A 25695-nucleotide genomic window follows, 5' to 3' on the forward strand; every position below is an offset into this window, starting at 1 on the left:
ACGAAATGACGAAATATATTTTTGTAACCGGGGGAGTTGTATCCTCACTTGGAAAGGGTATTGTAGCTGCTTCATTAGGACGTTTGCTGAAAAACCGCGGAATGAACGTGACAATTCAAAAATTCGATCCATACATCAACGTCGACCCGGGAACCATGAGCCCGTACCAGCACGGTGAAGTATTCGTAACGGATGACGGCGCTGAAACAGATTTGGACCTTGGTCACTATGAGCGTTTTATCGATATCAACCTGAATAAATTCAGCAACGTGACTACAGGTAAAATTTATTCAACAGTTCTTAAAAAAGAACGACGCGGTGATTATCTTGGCGGAACGGTACAGGTCATCCCGCACATCACAAACGAACTGAAGGACCGTGTGTACCGCGCGGGGAAAGAAACAAACGCAGATGTCGTGATTACGGAAATCGGCGGTACTGTCGGGGATATCGAATCACTGCCATTCCTTGAAGCCATTCGCCAAATGAAGAGCGACATCGGCCGTGAAAATGTCATGTACATCCACTGTACGCTTGTGCCTTACATTAAGGCTGCGGGCGAATTGAAAACAAAACCGACACAGCACAGTGTAAAAGAACTGCGCAGCTTGGGCATTCAGCCAAATATCATCGTTGTTCGTACAGAAATGCCGATTTCTCAAGATATGAAAGATAAAATCGCGCTATTCTGCGATATAGATACAAAAGCGGTTATTGAATGTGAAGATGCGGACAACCTCTACTCCATTCCGCTTGAGCTTCAAAAACAAGGGCTGGATAAGCTTGTTTGCGATCACATGCAATTAGATTGCAAAGAGGCGGAAATGTCCGAGTGGAAAGAGCTTGTTAACAAGGTCAGCAATCTGTCTCAAACGATCAAGATCGGCCTTGTCGGGAAATACGTTGAGCTTCCTGACGCGTACATCTCTGTCGTTGAATCACTCCGCCATGCGGGTTATGCGTTCGACACAGATGTAAAAGTGAAATGGATCAACGCGGAAGAAGTAACAGAAGGCAACATTAAAGAGCTTACGAACGGAACGGACGGCATCATCGTACCGGGCGGATTCGGCGATCGCGGTGTTGAAGGCAAAATCGTCGCAACAAAATACGCGCGCGAAAACAACATTCCGTTCTTGGGCATCTGCCTTGGCATGCAGGTTGCATCTATTGAATACGCACGGCATGTATTGGGCTTAAAAGGCGCCCACTCAGCCGAAATTGATCCGTCAACTCAATACCCGATCATCGACCTTCTTCCTGAACAGAAGGATGTTGAGGACCTCGGCGGAACGCTTCGCCTCGGCCTTTACCCTTGTAAGCTTGAAGAAGGCACAAAAGCCTTTGAAGTGTATCAGGATGAAGTGGTGTACGAGCGCCACCGCCACCGTTATGAATTCAACAACGAATTCAGACAGCAAATGGAAGACCAAGGCTTCGTATTCTCAGGCACAAGCCCTGACGGACGCCTTGTTGAAATCATCGAGCTGAAAGACCACCCTTGGTTCGTGGCTTCTCAGTTCCACCCGGAATTCAAGTCAAGACCGACAAGACCTCAGCCTCTATTCAAAGGCTTTATCGGAGCGTCTGTCGAAGCTGCAAATCAGAAGTAATAAAAAAGACTTGCCGTTTTTATCAAAAGCGGGCAAGTCTTTTTTATTTGTTTCCGGCAACATACAGCATGTACAATAAGATATTATGCATACTCTTGCAGAATTTCTTTTAATGTAAACGATAGAGCATGGTAGACATACAGTGCTGTCATTAAAGAGGGAAATCCGTAACGGGTGCCGTCTTCATCGGGAACAAGCGGCATTTTTAATTTGGAATCAATATTCACATCGCAATATGGTTCCATTCCCGCACTGTCTTTGGCTGCCGGCGATACGCATACGACTCCCGCACCCTTTTCATAAAGCTCTTTTGCGAGCGCCTGCTCTTCGGCTGTGCCCGTCCCTGAGCAAAACATCAGCACTCTGTCACTTTCTGTCACTTCATCAGCACTTTTTGGAAAAGGTTTGACGGAAGGCAGCGGTTCTGTGCTTTCGGCAGCCTCGTATAAGACGCCCTGAAGCTCATTTGCTCCGTATATATATATGGAATGCCCGCTGACCACCGCTTGGGCAAGCAGCCGCGCCCCATCTTCAATCGCGTCAGATTCCTTATCCTGAATGCGGGAAAAAATACCTGTTAACTGTGTCGTGAATATTTTCAACATAAGTGAATCCTCCTTTATAACGTACAATATCAGTATACAACAAAAGAGAAAATGCTCAGAAAATGTCGTAAAGTAGACTATTATAATTAAAGGAAATAGGAAAATCAAACAGAATACATACACTACTGCTTACTTTTGACGAAAATCATAATATTGGGGTGTAAAATGATGAATGAAAAAATTTTAATCGTTGATGATCAATACGGCATACGTATTTTGCTTAACGAAGTGTTCAATAAAGAAGGCTACCAGACATTCCAGGCTGCAAACGGATTGCAGGCGCTTGACATCGTGACAAAAGAACGGCCCGACCTTGTGCTTCTGGACATGAAAATTCCCGGCATGGACGGAATTGAAATCTTAAAACGGATGAAGGTCATTGACGAAGATATCCGGGTGATCATTATGACGGCATACGGAGAGCTCGACATGATCCAGGAATCAAAAGAACTGGGCGCTCTGACGCACTTTGCGAAGCCTTTTGATATCGATGAAATCAGAGAAGCCGTGAAAAAATATCTGCCCCTGAAGTCTAATTAACAAAGAAGATACAAATGTATGATGTCATTGTGTTGCCCATTTGTCGAAAAGTTGGTATTCTAGTTATGGAGAAAAAGCGATCTGAGTATTTACATATGACAGCAATTTATGGGTCATGCTAGGGTGGAAAGCTTTTTTCGCTAGAAGACAATCAGGCTACATAAGGAGGACATTCGACATGCCTTTAGTTTCTATGACAGAAATGTTGAATACAGCTAAAGAAAAAGGTTATGCAGTAGGACAATTCAACTTAAACAACCTTGAGTTTACTCAAGCGATTTTACAAGCAGCTGAAGAAGAAAAATCTCCAGTGATCCTTGGTGTTTCTGAAGGTGCGGGACGCTACATGGGCGGCTTCAAAACAGTCGTTGCTATGGTGAAAGCACTTATGGAAGATTACAACGTGACAGTTCCTGTTGCGATTCACTTAGACCATGGTTCAAGCTTTGAATCTTGTGCGAAAGCGATTCATGCAGGTTTCACATCTGTCATGATCGACGCTTCTCACCATCCATTTGAAGAAAACATCGCAACAACTTCTAAAGTTGTTGAGCTTGCTCATTTCCACGGAGTATCTGTAGAAGCTGAGCTTGGAACAGTCGGCGGACAAGAAGATGATGTTATCGCTGAAGGCGTAATCTACGCTGACCCTAAAGAGTGCCAAGAGCTTGTTGAGCGCACTGGCATCGACTGCCTTGCACCAGCATTAGGTTCTGTTCACGGCCCTTACAAAGGCGAACCAAACCTTGGTTTCAAGGAAATGGAAGATATCGGTAAAACAACTGGCCTTCCATTAGTTCTCCACGGCGGTACTGGAATTCCGACTGCTGACATCAAAAAATCAATTTCACTTGGTACAGCTAAAATCAACGTAAATACTGAAAACCAAATTTCTTCTGCAAAAGCTGTTCGCGATACTTTGGCAGCTAAGCCTAACGAATACGATCCTCGTAAATATCTTGGACCTGCTCGTGAAGCGATTAAAGAAACAGTTATCGGTAAAATGCGTGAATTTGGTTCTTCAAACCAAGCTTAATTCAATTGGAATGTTTATAACCGCCTGACAGCTTGACAGGCGGTTTTCCGTCTACCTTTAGAAAGCGCAATCATATTCGCAATTCAGAAAATTTCTTACTCAAGGAGGCTTTTTGAACATGTTATTTTTTATTGATACAGCCAATATTGATGAAATTAAAGAAGCGAATGAATTAGGAATTCTTGCCGGTGTAACGACGAACCCTAGTTTAGTAGCGAAAGAAGCTAATGTATCATTCCACGACCGTCTTCGCGAGATCACAGAAGTCGTAAAAGGCTCTGTAAGCGCAGAGGTTATTTCTTTAAAAGCTGAGGAAATGATCGAGGAAGGTAAAGAACTGGCGAAAATCGCTCCGAACATTACGGTGAAAATCCCGATGACGTCTGACGGCCTTAAAGCGGTAAGAGCGCTTACTGAATTAGGCATCAAAACAAACGTCACATTGATCTTCAATGCAAACCAGGCGCTTCTTGCCGCCAGAGCAGGGGCGACGTATGTATCACCTTTCCTTGGACGCTTAGATGACATCGGCCACAACGGACTTGACCTGATTTCAGACGTCAAAGCCATTTTTGACATTCACGGTCTTGACACGCAAATCATTGCGGCGTCAATCCGCCATCCGCAACACGTGACAGAAGCCGCTCTAAGAGGGGCCCATATCGGCACTATGCCGCTGAAAGTCATTCATTCACTCACTAAGCATCCGTTAACAGACAAAGGTATTGAACAATTCCTGGCAGACTGGAATAAATAATGCAAAGGGCGGCAAACAGTTTATGCCTGTTTGCCGCAGCCTTTGTTTTTCACCGTCCTGATACAGCGGACCTACAGACACTGACGCCGCTTTACAGAGAAGGAATCATTGGGCTGCAGAAGCTGATATCGGAATGAAGTGTTTGCGTACTGCTTTTGCCGGATGACGATATGTTTCTCGAGCCGGCGGGTCTCTGTGCAATTTTCGAAACCTGTGCCCTGCAAAAAGCTTCGCTATTTTCTTCCTGATATTTTACAATGTGTTGTATTCTTTCTCTTCGAATTGGCTAGATTTTGGACATGAGCTTTATTTGCAGAGACAGAATAAAATGACATTTTATTTAGCTCCGCAGCTATCTTCTTATGGAAGGAGACTATCATGGAAAAGTTGAATATTGCCGGCGGTGACTCGTTAAACGGTACAGTACATATCAGCGGCGCTAAAAACAGCGCTGTTGCTTTAATACCAGCAACCATTTTGGCAAATTCCGAGGTGACTATTGAAGGGCTTCCAGAGATTTCAGATATTGAAACGCTGCGTGACCTGTTAAAGGAAATCGGCGGAAACGTACATTTTGATAATGGTGAAATGGTCGTTGACCCGACGTCGATGATCAGTATGCCGCTTCCTAACGGAAAAGTAAAAAAGCTTCGCGCGTCCTATTATTTAATGGGAGCGATGCTAGGCCGCTTCAAGCAGGCCGTCATCGGATTGCCCGGCGGCTGCCATTTGGGGCCCCGGCCGATTGATCAGCATATTAAAGGCTTTGAAGCGCTCGGAGCTGAAGTGACCAACGAACAGGGCGCCATTTATTTGCGTGCTGAAAGGCTGAGAGGCGCACGTATCTATTTAGATGTCGTGAGCGTAGGGGCAACCATTAACATTATGCTTGCCGCTGTTTTGGCAGAAGGGAAAACGCTCATCGAAAACGCTGCGAAGGAGCCTGAGATCATTGATGTTGCGACACTGCTTACGAGCATGGGCGCCAAAATCAAAGGTGCGGGAACCAATGTGATCCGAATCGACGGCGTGGAGGAGCTGCACGGCTGCAAACATACGATTATTCCGGACAGAATTGAGGCCGGGACATTTATGATTGCGGCTGCTGCAATGGGCAAGGAAGTCATGATCGATAATGTGATTCCCACTCATCTAGAGTCGTTAACGGCAAAGCTGAGGGAAATGGGATACCATATCGAAACAAGCGATGACCAGCTTCTCATTGTCGGCGGGCAGAAGCACTTAAAGCCGGTTGATGTCAAAACCCTCGTATATCCGGGCTTCCCGACAGATTTGCAGCAGCCGATGACGGCGCTCCTGACAAGAGCGAAAGGGACAAGCGTCGTAACGGACACCATTTACTCGGCAAGATTCAAGCACATTGACGAGCTGAGACGGATGGGTGCGAATATGAAAGTAGAAGGCAGATCTGCCATCATCACAGGTCCTGTCGAGCTTCAAGGCGCAAAAGTGAAGGCGAGCGATCTGCGTGCCGGAGCCTGTCTGGTGGTAGCCGGCCTGATGGCTGACGGCGTGACGGAAATTACGGGTTTGGAGCATATTGACCGCGGATACAGCAGTCTTGAAAAGAAACTCGAAGGGCTTGGAGCGACAATCTGGCGTGAAAGAATGACTGACGAAGAAATAGAGCAGCTGCAAAATTCATAAATGGTTATTTGTGGAGAGGAGCTCGTGTTGAATGGAAAGAAGTTTATCAATGGAATTGGTACGTGTGACAGAAGCTGCTGCATTGGCATCTGCAAGATGGATGGGCCGGGGAAAAAAAGACGAGGCTGATGAAGCGGCAACAAGCGCAATGAGAGACGTTTTTGATACCGTTCCGATGAAAGGAACCGTTGTGATCGGTGAAGGCGAAATGGACGAAGCGCCGATGCTGTATATTGGGGAAAAGCTCGGAAACGGATACGGTCCGCGCGTGGATGTCGCAGTTGACCCTCTTGAAGGCACAAACATTGTGGCAAGCGGCGGCTGGAACGCGCTGACCGTTATTGCAGTCGCAGACCACGGCACGCTTCTGAACGCCCCTGACATGTATATGGATAAAATCGCAGTCGGCCCGGAAGCGGTGGGCTGCATTGACATTGAAGCCCCTGTCATTGATAACCTTAAAGCGGTGGCAAAAGCGAAAAACAAGGACGTTGAGGACGTCGTTGCCACCATTTTAAACCGTGATAGACACGCAAACATTATTTCTCAACTTCGTGAGGCGGGAGCCAGGATCAAATTGATCAATGATGGCGATGTCGCAGGCGCCATCAATACGGCTTTCGACCACACGGGCGTCGACATTCTGTTTGGATCAGGCGGAGCTCCTGAGGGGGTGCTTTCTGCTGTTGCGTTAAAAGCGCTGGGCGGAGAAATCATTGGTAGACTCCTTCCGCAAAATCAAGAAGAAATCAAGCGCTGCAACAACATGGGCCTTGATGTAAGCAAAGTCCTTCGCATGGAAGATCTTGTGAAAGGCGATGACGCGATTTTTGCAGCTACCGGGGTAACTGACGGTGAGCTGTTAAAAGGCGTTCAATTCAAAGGCTCTGTCGGCACAACTGAAAGCTTAGTGATTCGTGCGAAATCCGGAACTGTCCGCTTCGTTGACGGCAGACACAGCTTGAAAAAGAAACCAAATCTTGTAATCCGTCCATAACAAACAGAGAAAGCGGGGATGAGCCCGCTTTTCTTTTGCAAAAAAGAGTCAACTCTATCAATTCAGTGTCAAAACCTTATTTCAGTTGAATAATTTTCTGAAATAAGGTAAAAATAAAGAGTGCTGCGAATTTTACTGCGTAATTCCTTCTTTTAAGCACTAGGAATGTTTCAATTTCTACCGCATACAGACGATATAAGTATTGATCTTCTCATGTTTTTGTCCTCGCTTCCTTCAAAACTCATTAAGACAATCCTTTTAACAAAAGCGCCGATCATGGGTGGAAGTGTTACCGATAGAAGTTCCTTTATGTTGAAAAAAGAATGTGCTTTGGCGGATGTTGTGCAAAAGCAGCAGATGATATGTGCAGAGTAAGATATTGACTATGAAAAGCGTGGTGTTTTTATGAAAAATGTATCTATTTCCTCTTTGGAAAATATGAAATTGAAAGAGCTTTATGAACTTGCAAGACATTATAAAATCTCCTATTACAGCAAACTGACAAAAAAAGAACTCATTTTCGCCATTCTGAAAGCAAACGCAGAACAGGAAGACCTGCTGTTTATGGAAGGCGTTCTTGAGATCATCCAGTCTGAAGGTTTCGGCTTCCTAAGACCGATCAACTACTCTCCAAGCTCAGAAGACATTTACATCTCAGCTTCACAAATTCGCCGCTTCGATTTGCGAAACGGAGACAAAGTATCAGGCAAGGTTCGCCCGCCAAAAGAAAATGAGCGTTATTACGGACTTTTGCACGTTGAAGCGGTAAATGGAGATGATCCCGAATCAGCAAAAGAGCGTGTGCATTTCCCGGCGCTTACACCTCTTTATCCAGACCGTCAAATGGTGTTGGAGACAAAGCCAAACTTCTTGTCTACCAGAATTATGGACATGATGGCGCCGGTCGGATTTGGACAGCGCGGTTTGATTGTCGCGCCGCCAAAAGCCGGAAAAACGATGCTGCTGAAGGAAATTGCCAACAGCATTACAGCGAACCAGCCTGAAGCAGAGCTGATCGTGCTTTTGATCGACGAAAGACCGGAAGAAGTGACTGATATCGAACGCTCTGTGGCTGGGGATGTCGTCAGCTCAACGTTTGACGAAGTGCCGGAAAACCATATCAAAGTTGCCGAGCTTGTGCTTGAGCGCGCGATGCGTCTTGTGGAACACAAAAAAGACGTCATCATCCTGATGGACAGCATTACACGCCTTGCCCGCGCCTACAACTTAGTAATTCCGCCGAGCGGAAGAACGCTTTCCGGAGGGATTGACCCAGCGGCGTTCCATCGTCCGAAGCGTTTCTTCGGGGCTGCGAGAAATATCGAAGAGGGCGGCAGCTTAACCATACTAGCTACAGCTCTGGTCGATACAGGATCACGTATGGACGATGTGATTTATGAAGAATTCAAGGGAACGGGCAACATGGAGCTTCACCTCGACCGCTCTCTGGCAGAGCGCCGCATCTTCCCGGCCATCGATATCCGCCGTTCAGGAACGCGCAAGGAAGAGCTGCTTGTGCCTAAAGAGCATCTTGATCGCTTATGGTCGATCCGCAAAACGATGTCTGATTCACCTGATTTTGCGGAAAAGTTCATGAGAAAAATGAAAAAAACCAAAACAAATCAGGAATTTTTCGATATCCTCAATCAAGAATGGAAACAGGCAAATCTATCATCGGCAAGACGGTAAATTGTATTTGCAAAAGAAGTAAATCACTGATATAATTTTCTCATATGCGTTTCGGACAACGCTCCGAAATAATAACTCTGTTTCCACACGGGATTCAGGGCGGAAGGAGATGGATACAATGAAAGCAGGAATTCATCCTAATTTCAAAAAAGCAACAGTGAAATGCGCTTGTGGAAATGAATTTGAAACAGGCTCAGTAAAAGAAGAGGTACGCGTTGAGATTTGCTCTGAGTGCCACCCATTCTATACTGGCCGTCAAAAATTCGCTTCTGCTGATGGTCGTGTTGATCGCTTTAACAAAAAATACGGTCTTAAGTAATAATAGATTTTTCAACAGGCAAGAAGCAGTCTTGCCTGTTTTTTATATTGTCTAAAACAGCTGGCAGAAAGAGGGGAACAGAGCCTATGTACATAATGAAACAAAGCGGTTGGCTTGAGCTGATTTGCGGCAGCATGTTCTCGGGGAAATCTGAAGAGCTGATCAGAAGAGTGAAGAGAGCGACTTATGCCAAGCAGGAAGTCAGGGTTTTTAAGCCTGTGATTGATAATCGATACAGCGAAGATGCCGTTGTCTCCCATAACGGAACATCCATGAAGAGCTATGCCATTTCTGCTGCTGCGGATATTTGGGAACACATTAGCGAAAGTACGGATGTGATTGCGGTTGATGAAGTTCAGTTTTTTGACGAGGGAATTGTAGAGGTTTTATCATCCCTTGCCGATAAAGGCTACCGTGTGATTGCAGCTGGTCTTGATATGGATTTTAGGGGAGAGCCGTTCGGCGTCGTCCCGGATATAATGGCGATCGCGGAAAGTGTGACGAAGCTGCAAGCCGTCTGTTCCGTCTGCGGATCGCCTGCGAGCAGAACGCAGCGCCTGATTGACGGCAAACCTGCTTCTTACGATGATCCGGTCATTTTGGTGGGGGCATCCGAATCCTATGAAGCAAGATGCAGACATCATCATGAAGTTCCAGGAAAACCTAAAAAATAGCCCGAAACAAGGGTATAAAGCTAGAAAGCACCGGCTAAAAAAACCGGTGTTTTTTTTATTTTCTGACAATACTTAATTAAAAAATTTAATTAAGTGTATTAAAAAATTAAGTAATTTTCTTCCCTTGAATTTTGATTTTGACAGGCATACAATAGCTTACGTAATGTAAATAGTTTTTAGACATTGTTCGAATAATTGTCATAAAGTCGTATAAAGATCATGATCGTATTTTTTAGATGGGTTATTACTTAACTTGGTTAACTATTTCAAGAAAGAAGGAGATTTGCTTGAATAACATAAAAAAAACTAAGGAAGGTCATTTAGAAACCACTCTTAGAGGAAAAGAAGTTTTATCTATTCCTACATTGAATAAAGGTGTTGCTTTCTCATTAGAAGAAAGACAAGAGCTTGGCTTAGAAGGACTTCTTCCGCCAACAGTACTTTCTCTAGATCAACAAGCAAAACGCGCATATGAGCAGTTTAAAGCTCAGCCAGACCGCCTTCGTCAAAATGTTTACTTAAATGATCTGGCAAACCGCAACGAAGTTCTTTTCTATAAATTGCTGAAAAACCATCTTCGCGAAATGCTTCCTGTTGTTTACACACCGACAGTTGGCGAAGCGATTCAGGAATACAGCCATGAATACAGAAGACCTCAAGGTATCTACTTGTCAATCGACAACATTGAGGGTATTGAAAAAGCGTTTGAAAACCTTCATGCGACAGCCGGCGACATTGATTTGATCGTTGCAACTGACTCTGAAAGCATCCTCGGAATCGGTGACTGGGGTGTAGGCGGTATTAACATCGCGATCGGTAAATTGGCTGTTTACACTGCAGCAGCTGGTATTGACCCAAGCCGTGTGATCCCGGTTGTGCTTGATGTCGGTACGAACAACGAAAAACTTTTAAATGATCCTTTATATATCGGTAACCATCATGAACGTATTTCAGATGAACGATATGAAGAATTTGTTGATGCGTATGTAAAAGCAGCGCTGAAATTCTTCCCTAAAGCGCTTCTTCACTGGGAAGACTTCGGTAATAAAAATGCGCGCAATATCATGAAGAAATACAACAACGACATTCTGACATTCAACGATGATATTCAAGGTACAGGCGCGATTACACTTGCCGGTGTGCTTGCTGCTATGAAGAAAACAGGTGCATCTATTAAAGATCAGCGTGTTGTTGTCTTCGGTGCGGGTTCAGCGGGTATCGGAATCGCTGACCAGATCCGTGACACAATGGTGCTTGCGGGATTATCTGAAGAAGAAGCGAACAACCGCTTCTACACAATTGATTACAGAGGCTTGCTGACTGAAGAAATCGAAGGCATCCTTGATTTCCAAAAACCTTACCTCCGCACTGCGGACGAAGTGAAAGATTGGAAACGCGATGAAAAAGGCCAAATTCCATTCGATGAAGTGGTTCGCCAATCGAAACCAACAATCTTAATCGGTACTTCAGGCGTATCAGGCGCGTTTACAGAGGAAATTGTAAAAGAAATGGCTTCTCACACAGACCGTCCGGTAATCATGCCGATGTCAAACCCGACTCACCTTGCGGAAGCGACTCCTGAAGATCTATTCAAATGGACTGACGGAAAAGTGCTTGTAGCAACAGGAAGCCCGTTTGAAAATGTGGAATACAACGGTGTTTCTTATGAAATCGGACAATCTAACAACGCATTCGCGTTCCCTGGTCTTGGACTTGGGTCAATTGTAGCGGAAGCACGTGTGATTACGCCTGCTATGTTTGCTGCAACTGCTGATGCGATTGCTGAAATGGTTGATTTTGAAACGCCTGGAGCAGGATTGCTTCCAAGCATTGATAAGCTTCAAGAAGTTTCTATTCAAGTTGCGATTGCTGTTGCGGAAGCGGCTATTAAAGACGGCGTAGCAAATCGCCAGCCTGAAGATGTGAAACAAGCGGTTCTTGATGCGATGTGGACACCAGAATACAAAAAAGTCATCGCAAAATAATTAACTATGAAATATATATCGTCCGAGGGAAAGCTTTTTCGGAAAGCTAAAGTATACGGACGTAGGATTTGGAGGAGAATATTTTGAGCATCTTAGATATCTTAATCCTCCTGGCACCGATCTTCTTTGTGATCGTGCTGGGATGGTTTGCAGGACATTTTGGAAGTTATGATGCCAAGTCGGCAAAAGGGGTAAGTACGTTAGTAACGAAATACGCACTTCCAGCTCACTTTATCGCTGGTATTTTGACTACTTCCAGAAGTGAATTTTTATCTCAAATTCCATTAATGGTTTCTTTAATTATTGGGATTGTTGGTTTCTATATCGTTATTTTACTGCTTTGCAGATTTGTGTTTAAATATGATTTAACGAACTCATCCATATTTTCTTTGAACTCAGCACAGCCGACATTCGCATTTATGGGTATTCCTGTACTGGGAAGCTTGTTCGGTGCGCAAGAGGTTGCGATTCCGATCGCGGTTACAGGTATCGTTGTTAATGCGATTCTTGATCCGCTTGCGATTATTGTTGCTACTGTCGGTGTGTCTTCTAAGAAAAACGAAGAGGGCGGCGACAGCTTCTGGAAGATGACAGGGAAATCAATCCTGCACGGTCTTTCTGAGCCGCTTGCAGCTGCTCCGTTAATCAGTATGATCTTAGTGCTTTGCGGTGTGACTCTGCCTGAGCTGGGTGTTAAAATGCTCGATCAGCTTGGAAGCACAACATCTGGTGTGGCTCTCTTTGCTGTCGGTGTTACTGTTGGTATCCGCAGTATCAAACTCAGCGTACCGGCATTTGGCATTGCGTTGCTCAAAGTCGCGGTTCAGCCTGCGTTAATGTTCTTGATTGCTCTTGCAGTCGGACTGCCAGCTGACCAAATGACAAAAGCGATCCTTCTTGTGGCATTCCCTGGTTCTGCCGTAGCAGCCATGATTGCAACTCGATTCGAGAAACAAGAGGAAGAAACGGCTTCTGCATTTGTCATCAGTGCGATTCTGTCATTGATTTCACTTCCGATTATTATTGCGCTTACGGCGTAAATCGAAAAAAGCTCCCTTTTTACGGGGAGCTTTTTATATTAGGTTTGAAATTTGAACAGTGACAGCAGCGGTTTTTTTCTTGATTTGGTTTTTTCGGCAGCGGCAGCGGTCTCGGGGATCGGCTGAGCGGTGAATTCTTGCATTTGTGAGGTCAATGATTGCAGGTCTGCAAGGATGTCATCCATTTCCCTGCGATGCTGAAGCAGTTGATAAGATACACCCTCATCGGCTTTTTGCTTCAGCTGGCGTTCCAGTTCCTCGATCCTTGACAGAAGTTCGTTTTCATCCTGCTTTTGCTGCAATAGGGTGTTGAGCTTCTGTTCGAGCAGCTCGATTCTTCGTTCTGTGTCGCCAGTTGTTTTTTGGACAATGAAGCCTGTCCGCTTTTTCGTGCTTTGCGGCACATGGATATCCTGAATCGCCGTGCCTTCAGAAATTTGTTTTTGAACAGATTTTAGAATCTTCACGTCTTCTGCCGTGAACGAATAATGTCCGAGCTCATTGCGTTCGGCCGGGAGCTTCAGCTGCTTCACCCACCGCTGCACCGTTTTTGCGGAGACGCCGAGTTCACTTGCTACCATATTTGTATTCATGATCCCATACCTCCTTTTTAGCTAGGTATTCGACCATCGCATGCGGTTCCCTTCTTGTTAGACAAAACAAGAAAAGATTCGGCAAAGAAAGTGGGTATCTCCTTTTTTTCTTCAAAAACCGTTATTGTTCATACAGTTCTAAAGGAAGCTGGTCAGGATCAAAAAAGAAGGTGAACCGCTTGCCGGTCAGCGGATCTGTTCTGATGGGCTCTGTTTCGATTCCTTTTTTGTGAAGCTCCTGAACCGCCTCCTCTAAGCTGCTGACTGTAAAAGCGAGGTGGCGCAGGCCTGCCGCTTCAGGCCGGGTTTGGCGTGCGGGCGGATCGGGAAACGAGAACAGCTCAATGGCATACGCCCCGTTAAGCGATAAATCAAGCTTAAAGGAGTTCCGTTCTTCTCGATACGTTTCTTGAATCACTTGAAAACCAAGCTTATGTACGTAGAAAGCTTTCGACTTTTCATAATCTGAACATATGATTGCAATATGATGTATGGATTTCAGCATGATCATCACTCCTCGATTCCCAGTATAGCAGAGGAGGCTTTTCCAAATGGGATTGAAATGCTTTTGACTGGGGTTCATCACTATACTATAATGAGAATGTTACGCACAGGAAAACAGAGGTGAAGACCGTGTTAGACCGTTTACAATCAATCGAAGAACGATATGAAAAATTAAATGAGCTTTTAAGCGATCCAGAAGTAGTCAATGATCCGAAAAAGCTAAGAGAATATTCAAAAGAGCAATCTGATATACAAGAAACAGTTGACGTCTATAGACAATACAGAGATGCGTCAGAACAGCTGACTGATGCAAAAGCGATGCTGGAAGAGAAGCTGGACGCTGAGATGCGCGAGATGGTGAAGGAAGAGATTTCTGAACTCCAGAAGGAAACGGATACACTGTCAGAGCGCCTGAAAGTGCTCCTGATCCCGAAAGATCCTAATGATGACAAAAACGTTATTATGGAGATCCGCGGAGCAGCGGGAGGCGAGGAAGCCGCTTTATTCGCGGGTAACCTGTACAGAATGTATTCCCGTTATGCTGAGCTGCAAGGCTGGAAAACAGAGGTCATGGAAGCGAGTGTAACAGGAACGGGCGGCTACAAAGAGATCATCTTTATGATTACGGGAAGCGGCGCGTATTCTAAACTCAAATATGAAAACGGCGCCCACCGCGTACAGCGTGTTCCGGAAACAGAATCAGGCGGCCGTATCCATACATCGACCGCGACCGTAGCGTGCCTTCCTGAGGCCGAAGAGGTAGAGGTTGACATTCATGAGAAGGATATCCGAGTTGATACGTTTGCTTCAAGCGGACCGGGCGGACAAAGCGTAAACACCACAATGTCTGCCGTTCGTCTGACACACTTGCCGACAGGTGTTGTTGTATCATGCCAAGATGAGAAATCTCAAATCAAAAACAAAGAAAAAGCAATGAAAGTTCTTCGTGCCAGAATCTACGATAAATTTCAGCAGGAAGCACAAGCTGAATATGATCAAACGCGAAAATCAGCAGTCGGATCAGGTGACCGTTCTGAACGTATCCGCACATACAACTTCCCGCAAAACCGTGTGACGGATCACAGAATCGGCCTGACGATTCAAAAGCTTGATCAGATTCTTGAAGGAAAACTTGATGAAGTGGTTGAAACGCTGATCGTTGAAGATCAGGCAAGCAAGCTTCAGCAAGCGGAAGGTTAAGATGAAGACGATATTTGAAGCCCTGAAATGGGCTTCTTCTTATTTAACCGAAGCGGGAAGAGAAGAAAACGCTGCTGAGCTTCTTTTGCTTTATGATACCGGAATGGACAGAAGCAAGCTGCTCGCCAGCTTACAGGAACCGATTGGCGAAGATGAGCTGTATCGCTTTCGGCGTCACGTTGAGATGCATAAAGAGGGCGTGCCGGTTCAGTACATTATCGGAAAAGAGTTTTTTTACGGACGGGAGTTTATGGTAAATGATGATGTGCTGATCCCGCGGCCGGAAACAGAAGAGGTTGTCTATCATCTGCTGCAAAAGTATCGACATGTCTTTTCGGAAGACGGCTGGCTTGATGTTGTTGACGTCGGTACAGGGAGCGGCGCGATAGCCGTCACGCTTGCGCTTGAAAACGAAAATTTTTCTGTGTCGGCGGTCGATATTTCAAAAGAGGCGCTTCAGGTCGCTTCTGCCAATGCGGAAAAGCTCGGAGCTGATGTGCGCTTTTACCAGGGCGATCTGCTTGAGCCTTTGATTACGGCAGGAAAAAAAGCGGATATGATCGTCTCGAATCCTCCTTATATTTCAGAAGAAGAAATGGCTGATCTATCAGAGATTGTCCGTTTTCATGAGCCGTTGCACGCTCTCACCGATGGCGGAGACGGGCTCAAATTTTATAAGCGGTTTATGGAAGACATCCCGCTTGTCATGAAAGATAAAGTGTTTGTCGTTTTTGAAATCGGATGGCAACAGGGGGCGGCGGTCAAAGAGCTGATTCTCAAGACGTTTAAGGATGCGGAAGTGGAAGTGCTGAAAGATATTAATGGAAAAGACAGAACCATATGCGCTGTGATTCATAAAAATAAGTAAGCAGCTTGCTGTCGAGTTGATGAATCGAGCTGTTTGATCACCGGCAAAGGGGATGTGAAAAATGAAAAAAGCCCTTGCAGCAGGAATCTTGCTCATTGCAATCGAGAGCATGGTGGGCACCATTTTTCCGCAGGTACTTTCATATGAATCCATATTTGGCATCGCGTCTCTTGTTTTGATTGGGCTTGCAATCATCACATCGGGCTTGGCTGTAAGCGGAAGCGATCAGCGGGCGAACTACCATTCAGAAACGAGAGAAGGCCGTACAGTCCGCTTGAAAATGGCGGCTGCTTTCTTTGTTGCGGCGATACCTTCTATTCTTTGTTATCTGCTGACGGTTTTGTTTTCATGAAAAAGGAAGCCCCTAGGCTTCCTTTTTTTGCAGTAAAACAGAATCCCATATCCAATAAACAACAGCTGTTAGAACAGCGAAGATGTAAAAGGCTGTATTTTGAAACAGAGATTGTCCTGAAGGCTGCAGCAGGCCGAAAATAATCGCGTTGGCCACAAAAGCCGCAGCAAAGTAATACAGCAAATACAAAGGGTTGAACCGCTTCGGCTTTTTATTCATCATGAATTGAAGAGGAAGCGCGAATATCAGATAAGGAAATAGAAAATAAAATGCCATCGTGATCAGAGCGGCAATAATAAATGAATGAATATAAATCACCGAATAAAGAACCGACATCGTAAATGCCGATAACAGCACTGTATAATTATATTTCATCTTAAACCTCCTAAAACACTATCGTACCATAAATAAGATTACCAGCTTGCTAGATTTTTTTCACCCTGCACGTTTACCCCGGGCTTCCCTTGTCCATAATAGGGCTAGAAACAAAGCACGGAGAGGAACGGTGGGGACCAATGAAAAAAACAGTTATCATTTGCATATATATCTTTCTTTTATTATCTGGAGCACTTGTAGGGCTGGCGAAAGAAGAGACGGCACAGCTATCAGAAAATCAGCCGGTGGTCATACCGGATGAGGCGATTCGTTTGAGAATATTGGCAAACAGCGATAGGGATCAAGACCAGCAATTAAAACGGCATATCAGAGACGCGGTCAATAAAGAAATCACAACCTGGGTAGAGGATATTGCTTCTATAGAAGAGGCGCGGCGTGTGATTCGCTCAAAGCTTCCTGAAATCAAAGAAATTGCAAAGGAAACAATGGAGAACGAAGGGGCGAACCAGTCCATATCTGTTGATTTTGACAAAATCTCTTTTCCGACAAAGCTTTACGGCAACATGGTATATCCCGCTGGTGAGTATGAAGCGATCCTGATTACGCTTGGAAACGGTGACGGCGCCAACTGGTGGTGTGTGCTGTTCCCGCCGCTCTGCTTTCTTGATTTTTCGAATGGGGAAGCTGTGAAAGAACAAGAAGATCAAGAAGCCTCGAAAAAACAGACTGAAAAAGTGCTTGAGGACGTAACCGCCAAAGCGGAAAAAGCCAAAAAAGAAGAGAAAGAAGAGAAGGAAGACGGCGGCACAGAAGTGAAATTCTTCTTAGTCGAATGGATTTCCGACCTTTTTTCCTAATCACCTGGTCTAAAAATAGATTTGCCTCATAGATTGGAAGAAAGAATGCAAAAACGGGGTGAACGGATGTTTTATCAACTGCGGGTGGCAAGGGAAAAAGACGGGGACGTGCTCGAGGAATTTTTAAAACAGGCGAAAGCCAACCATGAAGGCGTGAAAGAAGGCTTCACCCAGTTTCTGATGCTTGAGGATAGCGAGAAGAACATTGCCGGCTGTCTCGGAATTGAAAAAATAAGCTGTGATCAAGGGCTGCTGCGATCACTTGTGATATCGGACAAGCTTCACCAAGGCCATATTGTGACCCTCTTTCAGAGCATGGAGCTTCTGTGCGAAAAGCACCAGATCAAAACAGTATATTTAATTGCGAATCAGCATTCCTCTGCTGATTTCCTTACGGCCATGGGGTTTGAACAAGCTGAGAGTGTACCTGAAGAGCTGTTTTCTTCTGGGCATTTCTGTGAGTCGCGAAAAACAGAAGGGGCCGTCTTGATGAAAAAAGCGTCTGGATAAGTGTGATTTATACACAGACTTATCCACTTCTTCATTAGCGTTGTCCACAATTTGTGGATAACGCTTGTTTTATTACAGGACATCTTTTATACTTTCAAAAGGATTACACGCGTAAAACAATCGTTTTATTGTTGTGAATAAGGAGTTTGGTCAGAAAATGAAAACGAAAAGGTGGTTTGTGGATGTAACTGGCGAGTTATCCACAAATGGTCCACAAATTGCACAAGCAGCCGCTTTGCTCCGGCAAAATGAGGTCGTTGCGTTCCCGACAGAAACGGTATACGGCCTCGGCGCAAATGCGAAAGACACAGATGCTGTCAAAAAAATATATGAAGCGAAAGGGCGTCCGAGTGATAATCCCCTGATTGTCCACATTGCGGACATTACCCAGCTTGACGACTTAACGGGACCGGCGCCAGGTAAGGCGAAAACATTAATGAACCGGTTTTGGCCAGGGGCACTTACCCTTATCCTCCCCTGCAAACCTGATGCGCTCTCACCTCGTGTAACGGCAGGGCTTGAAACGGTTGCCATTAGGATGCCGGATCATCCGCTTGCTCTTGCGTTGATTCGCGCGTCGGAATTGCCGATTGCGGCACCGAGCGCCAATCTATCAGGAAAGCCAAGCCCGACAAAGGCGGAACATGTGGCTCACGACTTAGATGGCCGCATAGCTGGCATCATGGACGGAGGTCCTACCGGGATTGGGGTCGAATCGACCGTCCTTTCATGTGCGGGCGACATTCCTGTGCTTCTTCGTCCGGGGGGCATTACGAAAGAGCAAATTGAAGCGGAGATCGGACCGATCCTTGTGGATAAAGGGCTCAGTGATCAAAATCAAAAGCCGATATCTCCAGGGATGAAATATACACATTATGCCCCGACTGCACCGCTTGCCATTTGCGAAGGCAGCCCAGAGCGCATTCAGCATCTCATTCAGGAGCACCAACAGGGCGGCAGACGGGTCGGTGTCCTGACAACAGAAGAAAACGCTGACGTGTATTCGGCAGATTACGTGAAGAGCTGCGGCAGACGGGCGCAGCTTGAGACTGTTGCGGCGGCGCTGTATGATGCTTTACGCAGCTTTGATGAGGCAAAGGTAGATTTTATTATAGCGGAATCCTTTCCGGACACGGGTGTCGGGCACGCTATTATGAACAGGCTGATGAAAGCCGCGGGCGGAAGAGTGATTCGCTGACGAAGTCAGGTGTTCTAACCCTTTTTGGACACGCATAGGCTAAAAAAGCGGGGCGTGTCCAAGGGGGTTATTCATGTATGTCGGATATGTTTATAGGCGAACTGGTTACATTAAGCATCATGGCGTTTGCGTTAGGGATGGATGCTTTTTCTGTCGGCCTCGGAATGGGCATGGTCAAACTCAGAAAAAAGCAGATATTCTATATTGGTTTGATCATCGGCCTCTTTCATGTCATCATGCCTCTCGGAGGGATGGCGGCCGGTAACATGCTGTCAGGGCTCCTCGGCGTGTTAGCGGTTTATATCGGGGGTTCGCTGCTTTTTGTTCTTGGTGTTCAGATGCTGATGGCTTCATTTAAACAGTCGGAAGAACGATTCATGTCTCCGGCAGGGCCGGGCTTATTGCTGTTTGCCGTCGGCGTCAGCCTTGACAGCTTCTCCGTCGGCTTGAGCTTGGGGATATACGGCTCACATCCGCTTCTCACCATTACCCTGTTCGGGCTGTTTAGCATGATATTGACATGGCTGGGCCTGCTGATCGGAAAACAAGTACAGTCATGGCTTGGCGCATACAGCGAAGCGCTTGGGGGCATCATCTTAATCGCATTCGGCCTAAAGCTGCTTCTGCCAATTTAATATATCAATAAAAGAAACGAAGTCGCCGTTTCTTTTTTCTTCATATATAATAGAGAAAATAAGGGGTGACTGACATGAACATTATTTTTGTCTGTACTGGAAATACGTGCCGCAGCCCCATGGCTGAGGCGCTTTTTAAGTCAATTGCAGAAACGGAAGGGCTGAATGTCAGTGTCCGCTCGGCTGGCGTGTTTGCTTCGCCTAATGGAAGAGCGACGCCTCATGCAGTCGAAGCGTTGTTTGAAAAACACATTGCCCTTAACCATGTGTCTTCTCCATTAACTGAAGAACATATGGAATCGGCTGATTTGGTTCTGGCTATGACCCAGCAGCACAAACAGATCATTGCCAATCAATTCGGACGTTATCGTGATAAAGTGTTCACGCTAAAAGAATATGTCAAAGACAGCCATGAGGATGTCATCGATCCGTTCGGCGGCTCAATTGATATCTATAAACAAACGAGAGATGAGCTTGAAGAGCTTCTTCGTCAGCTGGCAAAACAGCTGAAAAAAGACGGCAGGTAGATGGCAGAAAATCTGCAAACAGGTCATTTGCAAATCCTGCGTGAAGGAGTAGAATATAGTGAAAAGCACATCATATGGTGTGAATCTTAAGAGCGGACAGGCTGCGCGGTCAACATAGCGGGCGGGCCGCATCACACACGCTGGGAGGAAAAGCTGATGAAAGTAGCCATTGCATCGGATCATGGCGGTGTTCACATTCGAAATGAAATCAAAGAGTTAATGGACGAATTGCAAATTGAATATATGGATATGGGCTGTGACTGCGGCAACGGATCTGTCGATTATCCGGATTATGCTTTTCCGGTGGCCGAAAAAGTGGTTAGCGGCGAAGTTGACAGAGGCATTTTAATTTGCGGGACAGGGATCGGCATGAGCATTTCCGCTAATAAGGTCAAAGGCATTCGTTGCGCGCTGGCGCACGATACATTCAGCGCAAAAGCGACGAGAGAGCATAATGACACAAACATCCTCGCGATGGGTGAACGGGTGATCGGCCCCGGTTTGGCGCGGGAAGTGGCGAAAATCTGGCTGACTACTGAATTTACCGGCGGAAGACATCAAACCCGGATTGGAAAAATCTCGAACTATGAAGAGAAGAACCTATAGGGGTGCTGTTCAATGAATGAGATCAAGCTAAAATGGAGTACGATGCTGTCTGAGTTTCAGGAACAAGCGGGATTGAAACAGGATCAGCTCTTTGTCCTTGGATGCAGCACGAGCGAAGTGGCCGGCAGCCGGATCGGCACATCGGGAAGCGAAGACATCGCGGAAAGCATCTACAGCGGACTTGCCGAGCTCAAGAGAAAAACAGGCATCCATCTCGCATTTCAGTGCTGCGAGCATTTGAACAGAGCGCTTGTAGTAGAGGAGGAAACGGCTCAGCTGTTCAGGCTGCCGGCCGTTTCGGCCGTACCTGTTCCAAAAGCGGGTGGGGCGATGGCTGCTTATGCATTTAAGCAGATGAGGTCTCCTGTTCTTGTTGAAAACATACAGGCTGACGCGGGAATAGACGTAGGCGATACGTTTATCGGCATGCATCTGAAGCCGGTAGCTGTCCCTGTGCGTGTTTCTCAAAACAGTCTGGGTGAAGCCCATGTGACATTAGCGCGTACGCGGCCGAAGCTGATTGGCGGAGTACGCGCGGTTTATGAGTGCGAATGAAAGGACTGCGAGGCCAGTCTTTTCTTTATTTTGAGGCGGAAAAATAAATTCCGAACTTTAATTTAAATTCAAGTTATTAATATTCGTTTTTACCAACAAAATTTTTGATTTTTTAAAAATAATCTTTTACATCGGCCTAAAAAACCATGTACAATAGTGATGGTAAAAACAAAGAACAGGATACGGATAGGAGAGGATCTCGCGATGAAACATTTACCTGCGCAAGACGCACAAGTGTTTAACGCCATTAAAAATGAGCGTGAACGCCAACAGACTAAGATCGAATTGATTGCTTCTGAGAACTTTGTAAGTGAAGCGGTTATGGAAGCACAAGGATCTGTTTTGACAAACAAGTACGCTGAAGGATATCCGGGCAAACGCTACTATGGCGGATGTGAGCACGTTGATGTCGTTGAAGATATCGCTCGTGACCGCGCGAAGGAGATCTTTGGAGCGGAGTATGTAAACGTTCAGCCGCATTCAGGCGCACAAGCAAACATGGCAGTATACTTCACGATTTTGGAGCAAGGCGATACTGTACTTGGGATGAACCTCTCCCACGGCGGCCATTTAACACACGGAAGTCCAGTCAACTTCAGCGGTGTTCAATATAACTTTGTTGAGTACGGCGTAGATAAAGAAACTCAATATATTGATTATGATGACGTACGTGAAAAAGCCCTCGCTCATAAACCGAAGCTTATCGTGGCAGGAGCAAGTGCGTATCCTCGTACAATCGACTTTAAGAAATTCCGTGAAATTGCCGATGAAGTCGGCGCTTACTTCATGGTGGATATGGCGCATATCGCGGGACTTGTTGCGGCGGGCCTTCATCCAAACCCGGTTCCTTACGCTGATTTCGTGACAACAACAACACATAAAACACTTCGCGGACCTCGCGGAGGTATGATCCTTTGCCGCGAAGAGTTTGGCAAGAAAATTGATAAATCGATCTTCCCTGGCATTCAAGGCGGCCCGCTGATGCACGTAATTGCTGCAAAAGCTGTTTCATTCGGCGAAGTATTGCAGGACGATTTCAAAACATATGCACAAAACGTCATCTCAAATGCAAAACGTTTGGCTGAAGCGTTAACGAAAGAGGGCGTTCAGCTTGTCTCAGGCGGAACAGACAACCACCTTATCCTTGTTGACCTTCGTTCTCTCGGACTGACAGGTAAGGTTGCGGAGCATGTGCTTGATGAAATTGGTATTACGTCTAACAAAAACGCGATTCCATATGATCCGGAAAAACCTTTCGTAACAAGCGGCATCCGTCTTGGTACAGCTGCTGTGACAAGCCGCGGTTTTGACGGAGACGCATTGGACGAAGTTGGGGCTATCATTGCGCTTGCATTGAAAAACCACGAAGATGAAGGGAAACTTAAAGAAGCAAGCCAGCGTGTAGCTGCTCTGACAGATAAATTCCCTCTATATAATGAATTAGATTACTAAGATCCTAAAAACCCGCTCAGGCTTATGCCCGGCGGGTTTTTTGACGATGTTCTTGAAACTCCATGTCTTTTTTTGTAGAATCAATAGAAGTGTGTAATTGTTGATGTGACAATAAAAAAGGAGCTGAAACACAGTATGGGTAAGGTTTATGTATTTGATCATCCTTTAATTCAGCACAAGCTGACATATATACGGAATGAAGAGACAGGTACGAAGGATTTTAGAGAGCTTGTAGACGAAGTGGCAACGCTTATGGCGTTTGAAATTACCCGTGATCTCCCTCTGGAAGAAGTGGATATCAACACACCGGTTCAGGCTGCGAAGTCGAAAGTCATCTCAGGGAAAAAACTCGGAGTGGTTCCTATCCTCAGAGCCGGATTGGGAATGGTTGACGGCATCTTAAAGCTTATTCCAGCGGCAAAAGTGGGGCATGTCGGCTTGTACCGTGATCCTGAAACCTTAAAACCAGTGGAATACTATGTCAAGCTTCCTTCTGACGTGGAAGAGCGTGAATTCATCGTGGTTGACCCGATGCTGGCCACAGGCGGCTCCGCGGTTGAAGCCATTCACAGCCTCAAAAAACGCGGCGCGAAAAACATTCGTTTCATGTGTCTGGTAGCGGCGCCGGAGGGTGTGGAAGAATTGCAGAAGCATCATTCGGACGTGGATATTTACATTGCGGCGCTTGATGATAAATTAAATGAAAAAGGTTATATCGTTCCTGGTCTCGGAGATGCGGGAGACCGTATGTTTGGAACAAAATAAAATAGAAAACCCCGAAAAAGGGTTTTCTTTTTTTATCCAGTTATTTGCTGTTCGGCCAATCTGTATACAATTATAGGTGAAAATGTGAACATTCTGTGGATGCTCACAGTATAAAAAGTTTTTTAACTTTAAACAGATTGACACTTGTTAGGGGCTATTGTATGCTAAACGAGGGTATTATGAGAAGGTTTTCATAGCTTTCATTATAGTCCCCATCCTCAATGTAAATCCTCTCAGAAAACCCGTATTATGAGGATTTATTAAGCGAATGAAACAGCATCCTTGCAAGGCTTGCGGATGAATGATTTTTTCGAACAGGCCCGTTTTGCCGGTCAAAAAAGGTCTTCTACTAGGGTTAACCGCTGATTTTGCCGTATCTAAGAAATACATTATTTTTCATCAGGAGACAGATAGTTGATGGACGATCCCAAGCTTACATTTAGCAGACAACGAAAATATCTATTATGCATTTTGGCAGTGTATGTACTGGGTTATGGTTTAACAGCGTATAAAACCGTTTTTTTAGGCCTTATTCTGGGAACTGTTTTCAGTTTGTTTAATTTTTTACTGCTCATCAGAAGAATGAACGCTTTTGACAGAGCTGTTGAGAAAGGAAAGTCCATACGATCTTTGGGGAGCGCAGCGCGGTGGTGCAATGCGATTCTTGCAGCAGCTGTCGCCTATAAAAACCCTGAGCATGTTCATATGGCAAGCACAATAATTGGATTAATGACAATATACCCTGTCATTATGATAGATTCTATTATCCAGCTTAAACGTTCATCAATGGAAGAGAGGTGAAAACCCTTTGAATCATGAATACAGAACTATCGAATTTCTAGGTCTTACTTTTAATCTGACAAACATTCTGATGATTACTGTGGCGAGTGTGATTGTTTTATTGATTGCGATATTAACGACAAGAACGCTTTCGATCCGTCCCGGAAAAGCCCAGAATTTTATGGAATGGGTTGTTGATTTCGTCCGCAATATTATCGGCAGTACAATGGATTTGAAAACAGGGGCGAACTTCTTGGCACTTGGTGTCACATTGCTGATGTACATATTTGTGTCGAATATGCTGGGGCTGCCGTTCTCTATTACAATCGGACATGAGCTCTGGTGGAAATCTCCGACAGCCGACCCTGCCATTACATTAACGCTAGCCGTGATGGTTGTCGCTTTAACCCACTACTATGGTGTGAAGATGAAAGGGCTCAAGGAGTATTCCAAAGACTATTTAAGGCCTGTTCCATTCATGCTCCCGATGAAAATCATCGAAGAGTTTGCCAATACGCTGACTCTCGGGTTGCGGCTTTATGGTAACATCTTCGCCGGTGAGATTCTTCTCGGCCTGCTTGCGGGTTTAGCGACAAGCCATTATTCGCAAAGCGTGGCTCTCGGTCTTGTCGGTACAATCGGCGCCATTCTGCCGATGCTGGCATGGCAAGCATTCAGTTTATTTATAGGCGCCATCCAAGCGTTTATCTTTACAATGCTCACGATGGTGTACATGTCTCATAAAATCAGTCATGATCACTAAAACATTATATCCAAACGGATAACATTTTAAAGGAGGAACTTTTTCATGAATTTAATAGCAGCTGCGATTGCAATTGGTTTAGGCGCACTTGGTGCAGGTATTGGTAACGGTTTGATTGTTTCACGTACGGTAGAGGGGATTGCCCGTCAGCCGGAAGCAGGTAAAGAACTTAGAACGCTTATGTTCATGGGTATCGCATTGGTTGAAGCCCTTCCTATTATCGCTGTCGTTATCGCATTCTTAGCGTTCTTTGGCTAAGCATAAAAGCCTT

Annotated in this window: 31 protein-coding genes; 27 read left to right on the forward strand and 4 right to left on the reverse strand. The window is 45.5% G+C overall.

Annotated elements, in window-relative coordinates; genetic code table 11:
- Positions 1-5 precede the first annotated feature (5 nt).
- Entirely contained in the window at positions 6-1613 is a 1608-nt protein-coding gene (gene pyrG, locus BV11031_RS20975; RefSeq protein ID WP_010328947.1) for a glutamine hydrolyzing CTP synthase, read from the forward strand.
- An 83-nt stretch (positions 1614-1696) separates the two neighbouring features.
- Here pyrG and BV11031_RS20980 read toward each other — a convergent pair whose 3' ends face one another.
- On the reverse strand, positions 1697-2218 hold the full coding sequence (locus BV11031_RS20980) for a DUF2529 domain-containing protein (RefSeq protein WP_010328946.1): 522 nt from the start codon (positions 2216-2218) through the stop codon (positions 1697-1699).
- 165 nt (positions 2219-2383) lie between these two features.
- Here BV11031_RS20980 and spo0F point away from each other — a divergent pair, with 165 nt between their 5' ends.
- From spo0F to BV11031_RS21035, 11 genes are all read left to right on the forward strand, one after another.
- On the forward strand, positions 2384-2758 hold the full coding sequence (spo0F, locus tag BV11031_RS20985; protein ID WP_082022673.1) for a sporulation initiation phosphotransferase Spo0F: 375 nt from the start codon (positions 2384-2386) through the stop codon (positions 2756-2758).
- Between the two features lie 178 nt (positions 2759-2936).
- Positions 2937-3794 carry a class II fructose-bisphosphate aldolase gene (locus BV11031_RS20990; protein WP_010328944.1) on the forward strand — a complete coding sequence of 286 codons (858 nt, stop codon included), beginning with the start codon at positions 2937-2939 and terminating at the stop codon, positions 3792-3794.
- Positions 3795-3912: 118 nt separating this feature from the next.
- Entirely contained in the window at positions 3913-4551 is a 639-nt protein-coding gene (gene fsa / locus BV11031_RS20995) for a fructose-6-phosphate aldolase (RefSeq protein ID WP_010328943.1), read from the forward strand.
- A gap of 378 nt (positions 4552-4929) precedes the next feature.
- On the forward strand, positions 4930-6219 hold the full coding sequence (locus tag BV11031_RS21000) for a UDP-N-acetylglucosamine 1-carboxyvinyltransferase (protein WP_010328941.1): 1290 nt from the start codon (positions 4930-4932) through the stop codon (positions 6217-6219).
- Between the two features lie 31 nt (positions 6220-6250).
- Positions 6251-7216, forward strand: coding sequence for a class II fructose-bisphosphatase (glpX, locus tag BV11031_RS21005; RefSeq protein WP_010328940.1), 966 nt, complete (start codon positions 6251-6253; stop codon positions 7214-7216).
- Between the two features lie 213 nt (positions 7217-7429).
- Complete coding sequence (locus tag BV11031_RS21010) at positions 7430-7591, forward strand: hypothetical protein (RefSeq protein WP_052245600.1); 162 nt, start codon at positions 7430-7432, stop codon at positions 7589-7591.
- Between the two features lie 30 nt (positions 7592-7621).
- A complete protein-coding gene (rho, locus tag BV11031_RS21015; RefSeq protein ID WP_010328939.1) occupies positions 7622-8905 on the forward strand; it encodes a transcription termination factor Rho in 1284 nt (427 codons plus the stop codon).
- Between the two features lie 118 nt (positions 8906-9023).
- Positions 9024-9224, forward strand: a complete 201-nt coding sequence (rpmE, locus tag BV11031_RS21020; protein WP_003151132.1) for a 50S ribosomal protein L31 — start codon at positions 9024-9026, stop codon at positions 9222-9224.
- Between the two features lie 86 nt (positions 9225-9310).
- On the forward strand, positions 9311-9898 hold the full coding sequence (locus tag BV11031_RS21025; protein ID WP_010328938.1) for a thymidine kinase: 588 nt from the start codon (positions 9311-9313) through the stop codon (positions 9896-9898).
- Positions 9899-10185: 287 nt separating this feature from the next.
- On the forward strand, positions 10186-11883 hold the full coding sequence (malS, locus tag BV11031_RS21030) for an oxaloacetate-decarboxylating malate dehydrogenase (protein WP_197156061.1): 1698 nt from the start codon (positions 10186-10188) through the stop codon (positions 11881-11883).
- An 83-nt stretch (positions 11884-11966) separates the two neighbouring features.
- Entirely contained in the window at positions 11967-12923 is a 957-nt protein-coding gene (locus BV11031_RS21035; protein ID WP_010328937.1) for an AEC family transporter, read from the forward strand.
- A 38-nt stretch (positions 12924-12961) separates the two neighbouring features.
- On the opposite strand, the gene racA is transcribed toward BV11031_RS21035, so the two are convergent.
- Both racA and gloA2 read right to left on the reverse strand, forming a co-directional pair.
- The gene (gene racA / locus BV11031_RS21040; RefSeq protein ID WP_010328936.1) at positions 12962-13516 is read right to left on the reverse strand and encodes a chromosome-anchoring protein RacA; all 555 of its coding nucleotides are present in this window, start codon (positions 13514-13516) and stop codon (positions 12962-12964) included.
- A gap of 121 nt (positions 13517-13637) precedes the next feature.
- The gene (gloA2, locus tag BV11031_RS21045; protein ID WP_082246313.1) at positions 13638-14024 is read right to left on the reverse strand and encodes an SMU1112c/YaeR family gloxylase I-like metalloprotein; all 387 of its coding nucleotides are present in this window, start codon (positions 14022-14024) and stop codon (positions 13638-13640) included.
- A gap of 125 nt (positions 14025-14149) precedes the next feature.
- Between gloA2 and prfA the strand changes: the two genes are divergently transcribed.
- The 3 genes from prfA (at position 14150) to BV11031_RS21060 (ending at position 16440) form a co-directional block, all read left to right on the forward strand.
- A complete protein-coding gene (gene prfA / locus BV11031_RS21050; RefSeq protein ID WP_010328934.1) occupies positions 14150-15220 on the forward strand; it encodes a peptide chain release factor 1 in 1071 nt (356 codons plus the stop codon).
- 1 nt (position 15221) lies between these two features.
- A complete protein-coding gene (gene prmC / locus BV11031_RS21055; RefSeq protein WP_129551013.1) occupies positions 15222-16088 on the forward strand; it encodes a peptide chain release factor N(5)-glutamine methyltransferase in 867 nt (288 codons plus the stop codon).
- 61 nt (positions 16089-16149) lie between these two features.
- Positions 16150-16440: a DUF5316 family protein gene (locus tag BV11031_RS21060; protein ID WP_010328933.1), complete on the forward strand. Its 291-nt coding sequence runs from the start codon at positions 16150-16152 to the stop codon at positions 16438-16440.
- Between the two features lie 12 nt (positions 16441-16452).
- Here BV11031_RS21060 and BV11031_RS21065 read toward each other — a convergent pair whose 3' ends face one another.
- On the reverse strand, positions 16453-16815 hold the full coding sequence (locus tag BV11031_RS21065; protein ID WP_010328932.1) for a UPF0715 family protein: 363 nt from the start codon (positions 16813-16815) through the stop codon (positions 16453-16455).
- A 140-nt stretch (positions 16816-16955) separates the two neighbouring features.
- On the opposite strand from BV11031_RS21065, the gene spoIIR reads away from it, so the two are divergent.
- The 12 genes from spoIIR (at position 16956) to atpE (ending at position 25682) form a co-directional block, all read left to right on the forward strand.
- Positions 16956-17633, forward strand: a complete 678-nt coding sequence (gene spoIIR / locus BV11031_RS21070; RefSeq protein ID WP_010328931.1) for a stage II sporulation protein R — start codon at positions 16956-16958, stop codon at positions 17631-17633.
- A gap of 66 nt (positions 17634-17699) precedes the next feature.
- Positions 17700-18143, forward strand: coding sequence for a GNAT family N-acetyltransferase (locus tag BV11031_RS21075; RefSeq protein ID WP_010328930.1), 444 nt, complete (start codon positions 17700-17702; stop codon positions 18141-18143).
- Positions 18144-18300: 157 nt separating this feature from the next.
- The gene (locus BV11031_RS21080) at positions 18301-19341 is read left to right on the forward strand and encodes an L-threonylcarbamoyladenylate synthase (RefSeq protein WP_010328929.1); all 1041 of its coding nucleotides are present in this window, start codon (positions 18301-18303) and stop codon (positions 19339-19341) included.
- Between the two features lie 77 nt (positions 19342-19418).
- Entirely contained in the window at positions 19419-19976 is a 558-nt protein-coding gene (locus BV11031_RS21085) for a manganese efflux pump MntP (protein WP_010328928.1), read from the forward strand.
- A gap of 74 nt (positions 19977-20050) precedes the next feature.
- Positions 20051-20503, forward strand: coding sequence for a low molecular weight protein arginine phosphatase (locus BV11031_RS21090; RefSeq protein WP_010328927.1), 453 nt, complete (start codon positions 20051-20053; stop codon positions 20501-20503).
- 156 nt (positions 20504-20659) lie between these two features.
- Positions 20660-21109, forward strand: coding sequence for a ribose 5-phosphate isomerase B (gene rpiB / locus BV11031_RS21095; RefSeq protein ID WP_010328926.1), 450 nt, complete (start codon positions 20660-20662; stop codon positions 21107-21109).
- A 12-nt stretch (positions 21110-21121) separates the two neighbouring features.
- On the forward strand, positions 21122-21664 hold the full coding sequence (locus BV11031_RS21100; RefSeq protein WP_010328925.1) for a TIGR01440 family protein: 543 nt from the start codon (positions 21122-21124) through the stop codon (positions 21662-21664).
- A gap of 204 nt (positions 21665-21868) precedes the next feature.
- Positions 21869-23116, forward strand: coding sequence for a serine hydroxymethyltransferase (gene glyA, locus BV11031_RS21105; protein WP_010328924.1), 1248 nt, complete (start codon positions 21869-21871; stop codon positions 23114-23116).
- 135 nt (positions 23117-23251) lie between these two features.
- Positions 23252-23881, forward strand: coding sequence for a uracil phosphoribosyltransferase (gene upp, locus BV11031_RS21110; RefSeq protein ID WP_010328923.1), 630 nt, complete (start codon positions 23252-23254; stop codon positions 23879-23881).
- 417 nt (positions 23882-24298) lie between these two features.
- A complete protein-coding gene (atpI, locus tag BV11031_RS21115; protein WP_010328922.1) occupies positions 24299-24682 on the forward strand; it encodes an ATP synthase subunit I in 384 nt (127 codons plus the stop codon).
- Between the two features lie 7 nt (positions 24683-24689).
- Entirely contained in the window at positions 24690-25424 is a 735-nt protein-coding gene (atpB, locus tag BV11031_RS21120) for a F0F1 ATP synthase subunit A (protein ID WP_003221896.1), read from the forward strand.
- 45 nt (positions 25425-25469) lie between these two features.
- On the forward strand, positions 25470-25682 hold the full coding sequence (atpE, locus tag BV11031_RS21125) for a F0F1 ATP synthase subunit C (RefSeq protein ID WP_003151167.1): 213 nt from the start codon (positions 25470-25472) through the stop codon (positions 25680-25682).
- Positions 25683-25695: the final 13 nt, after the last annotated feature.

The sequence above is a fragment of the Bacillus vallismortis genome, assembly GCF_004116955.1.
Taxonomy (GTDB): Bacteria; Bacillota; Bacilli; order Bacillales; family Bacillaceae; genus Bacillus; species Bacillus vallismortis.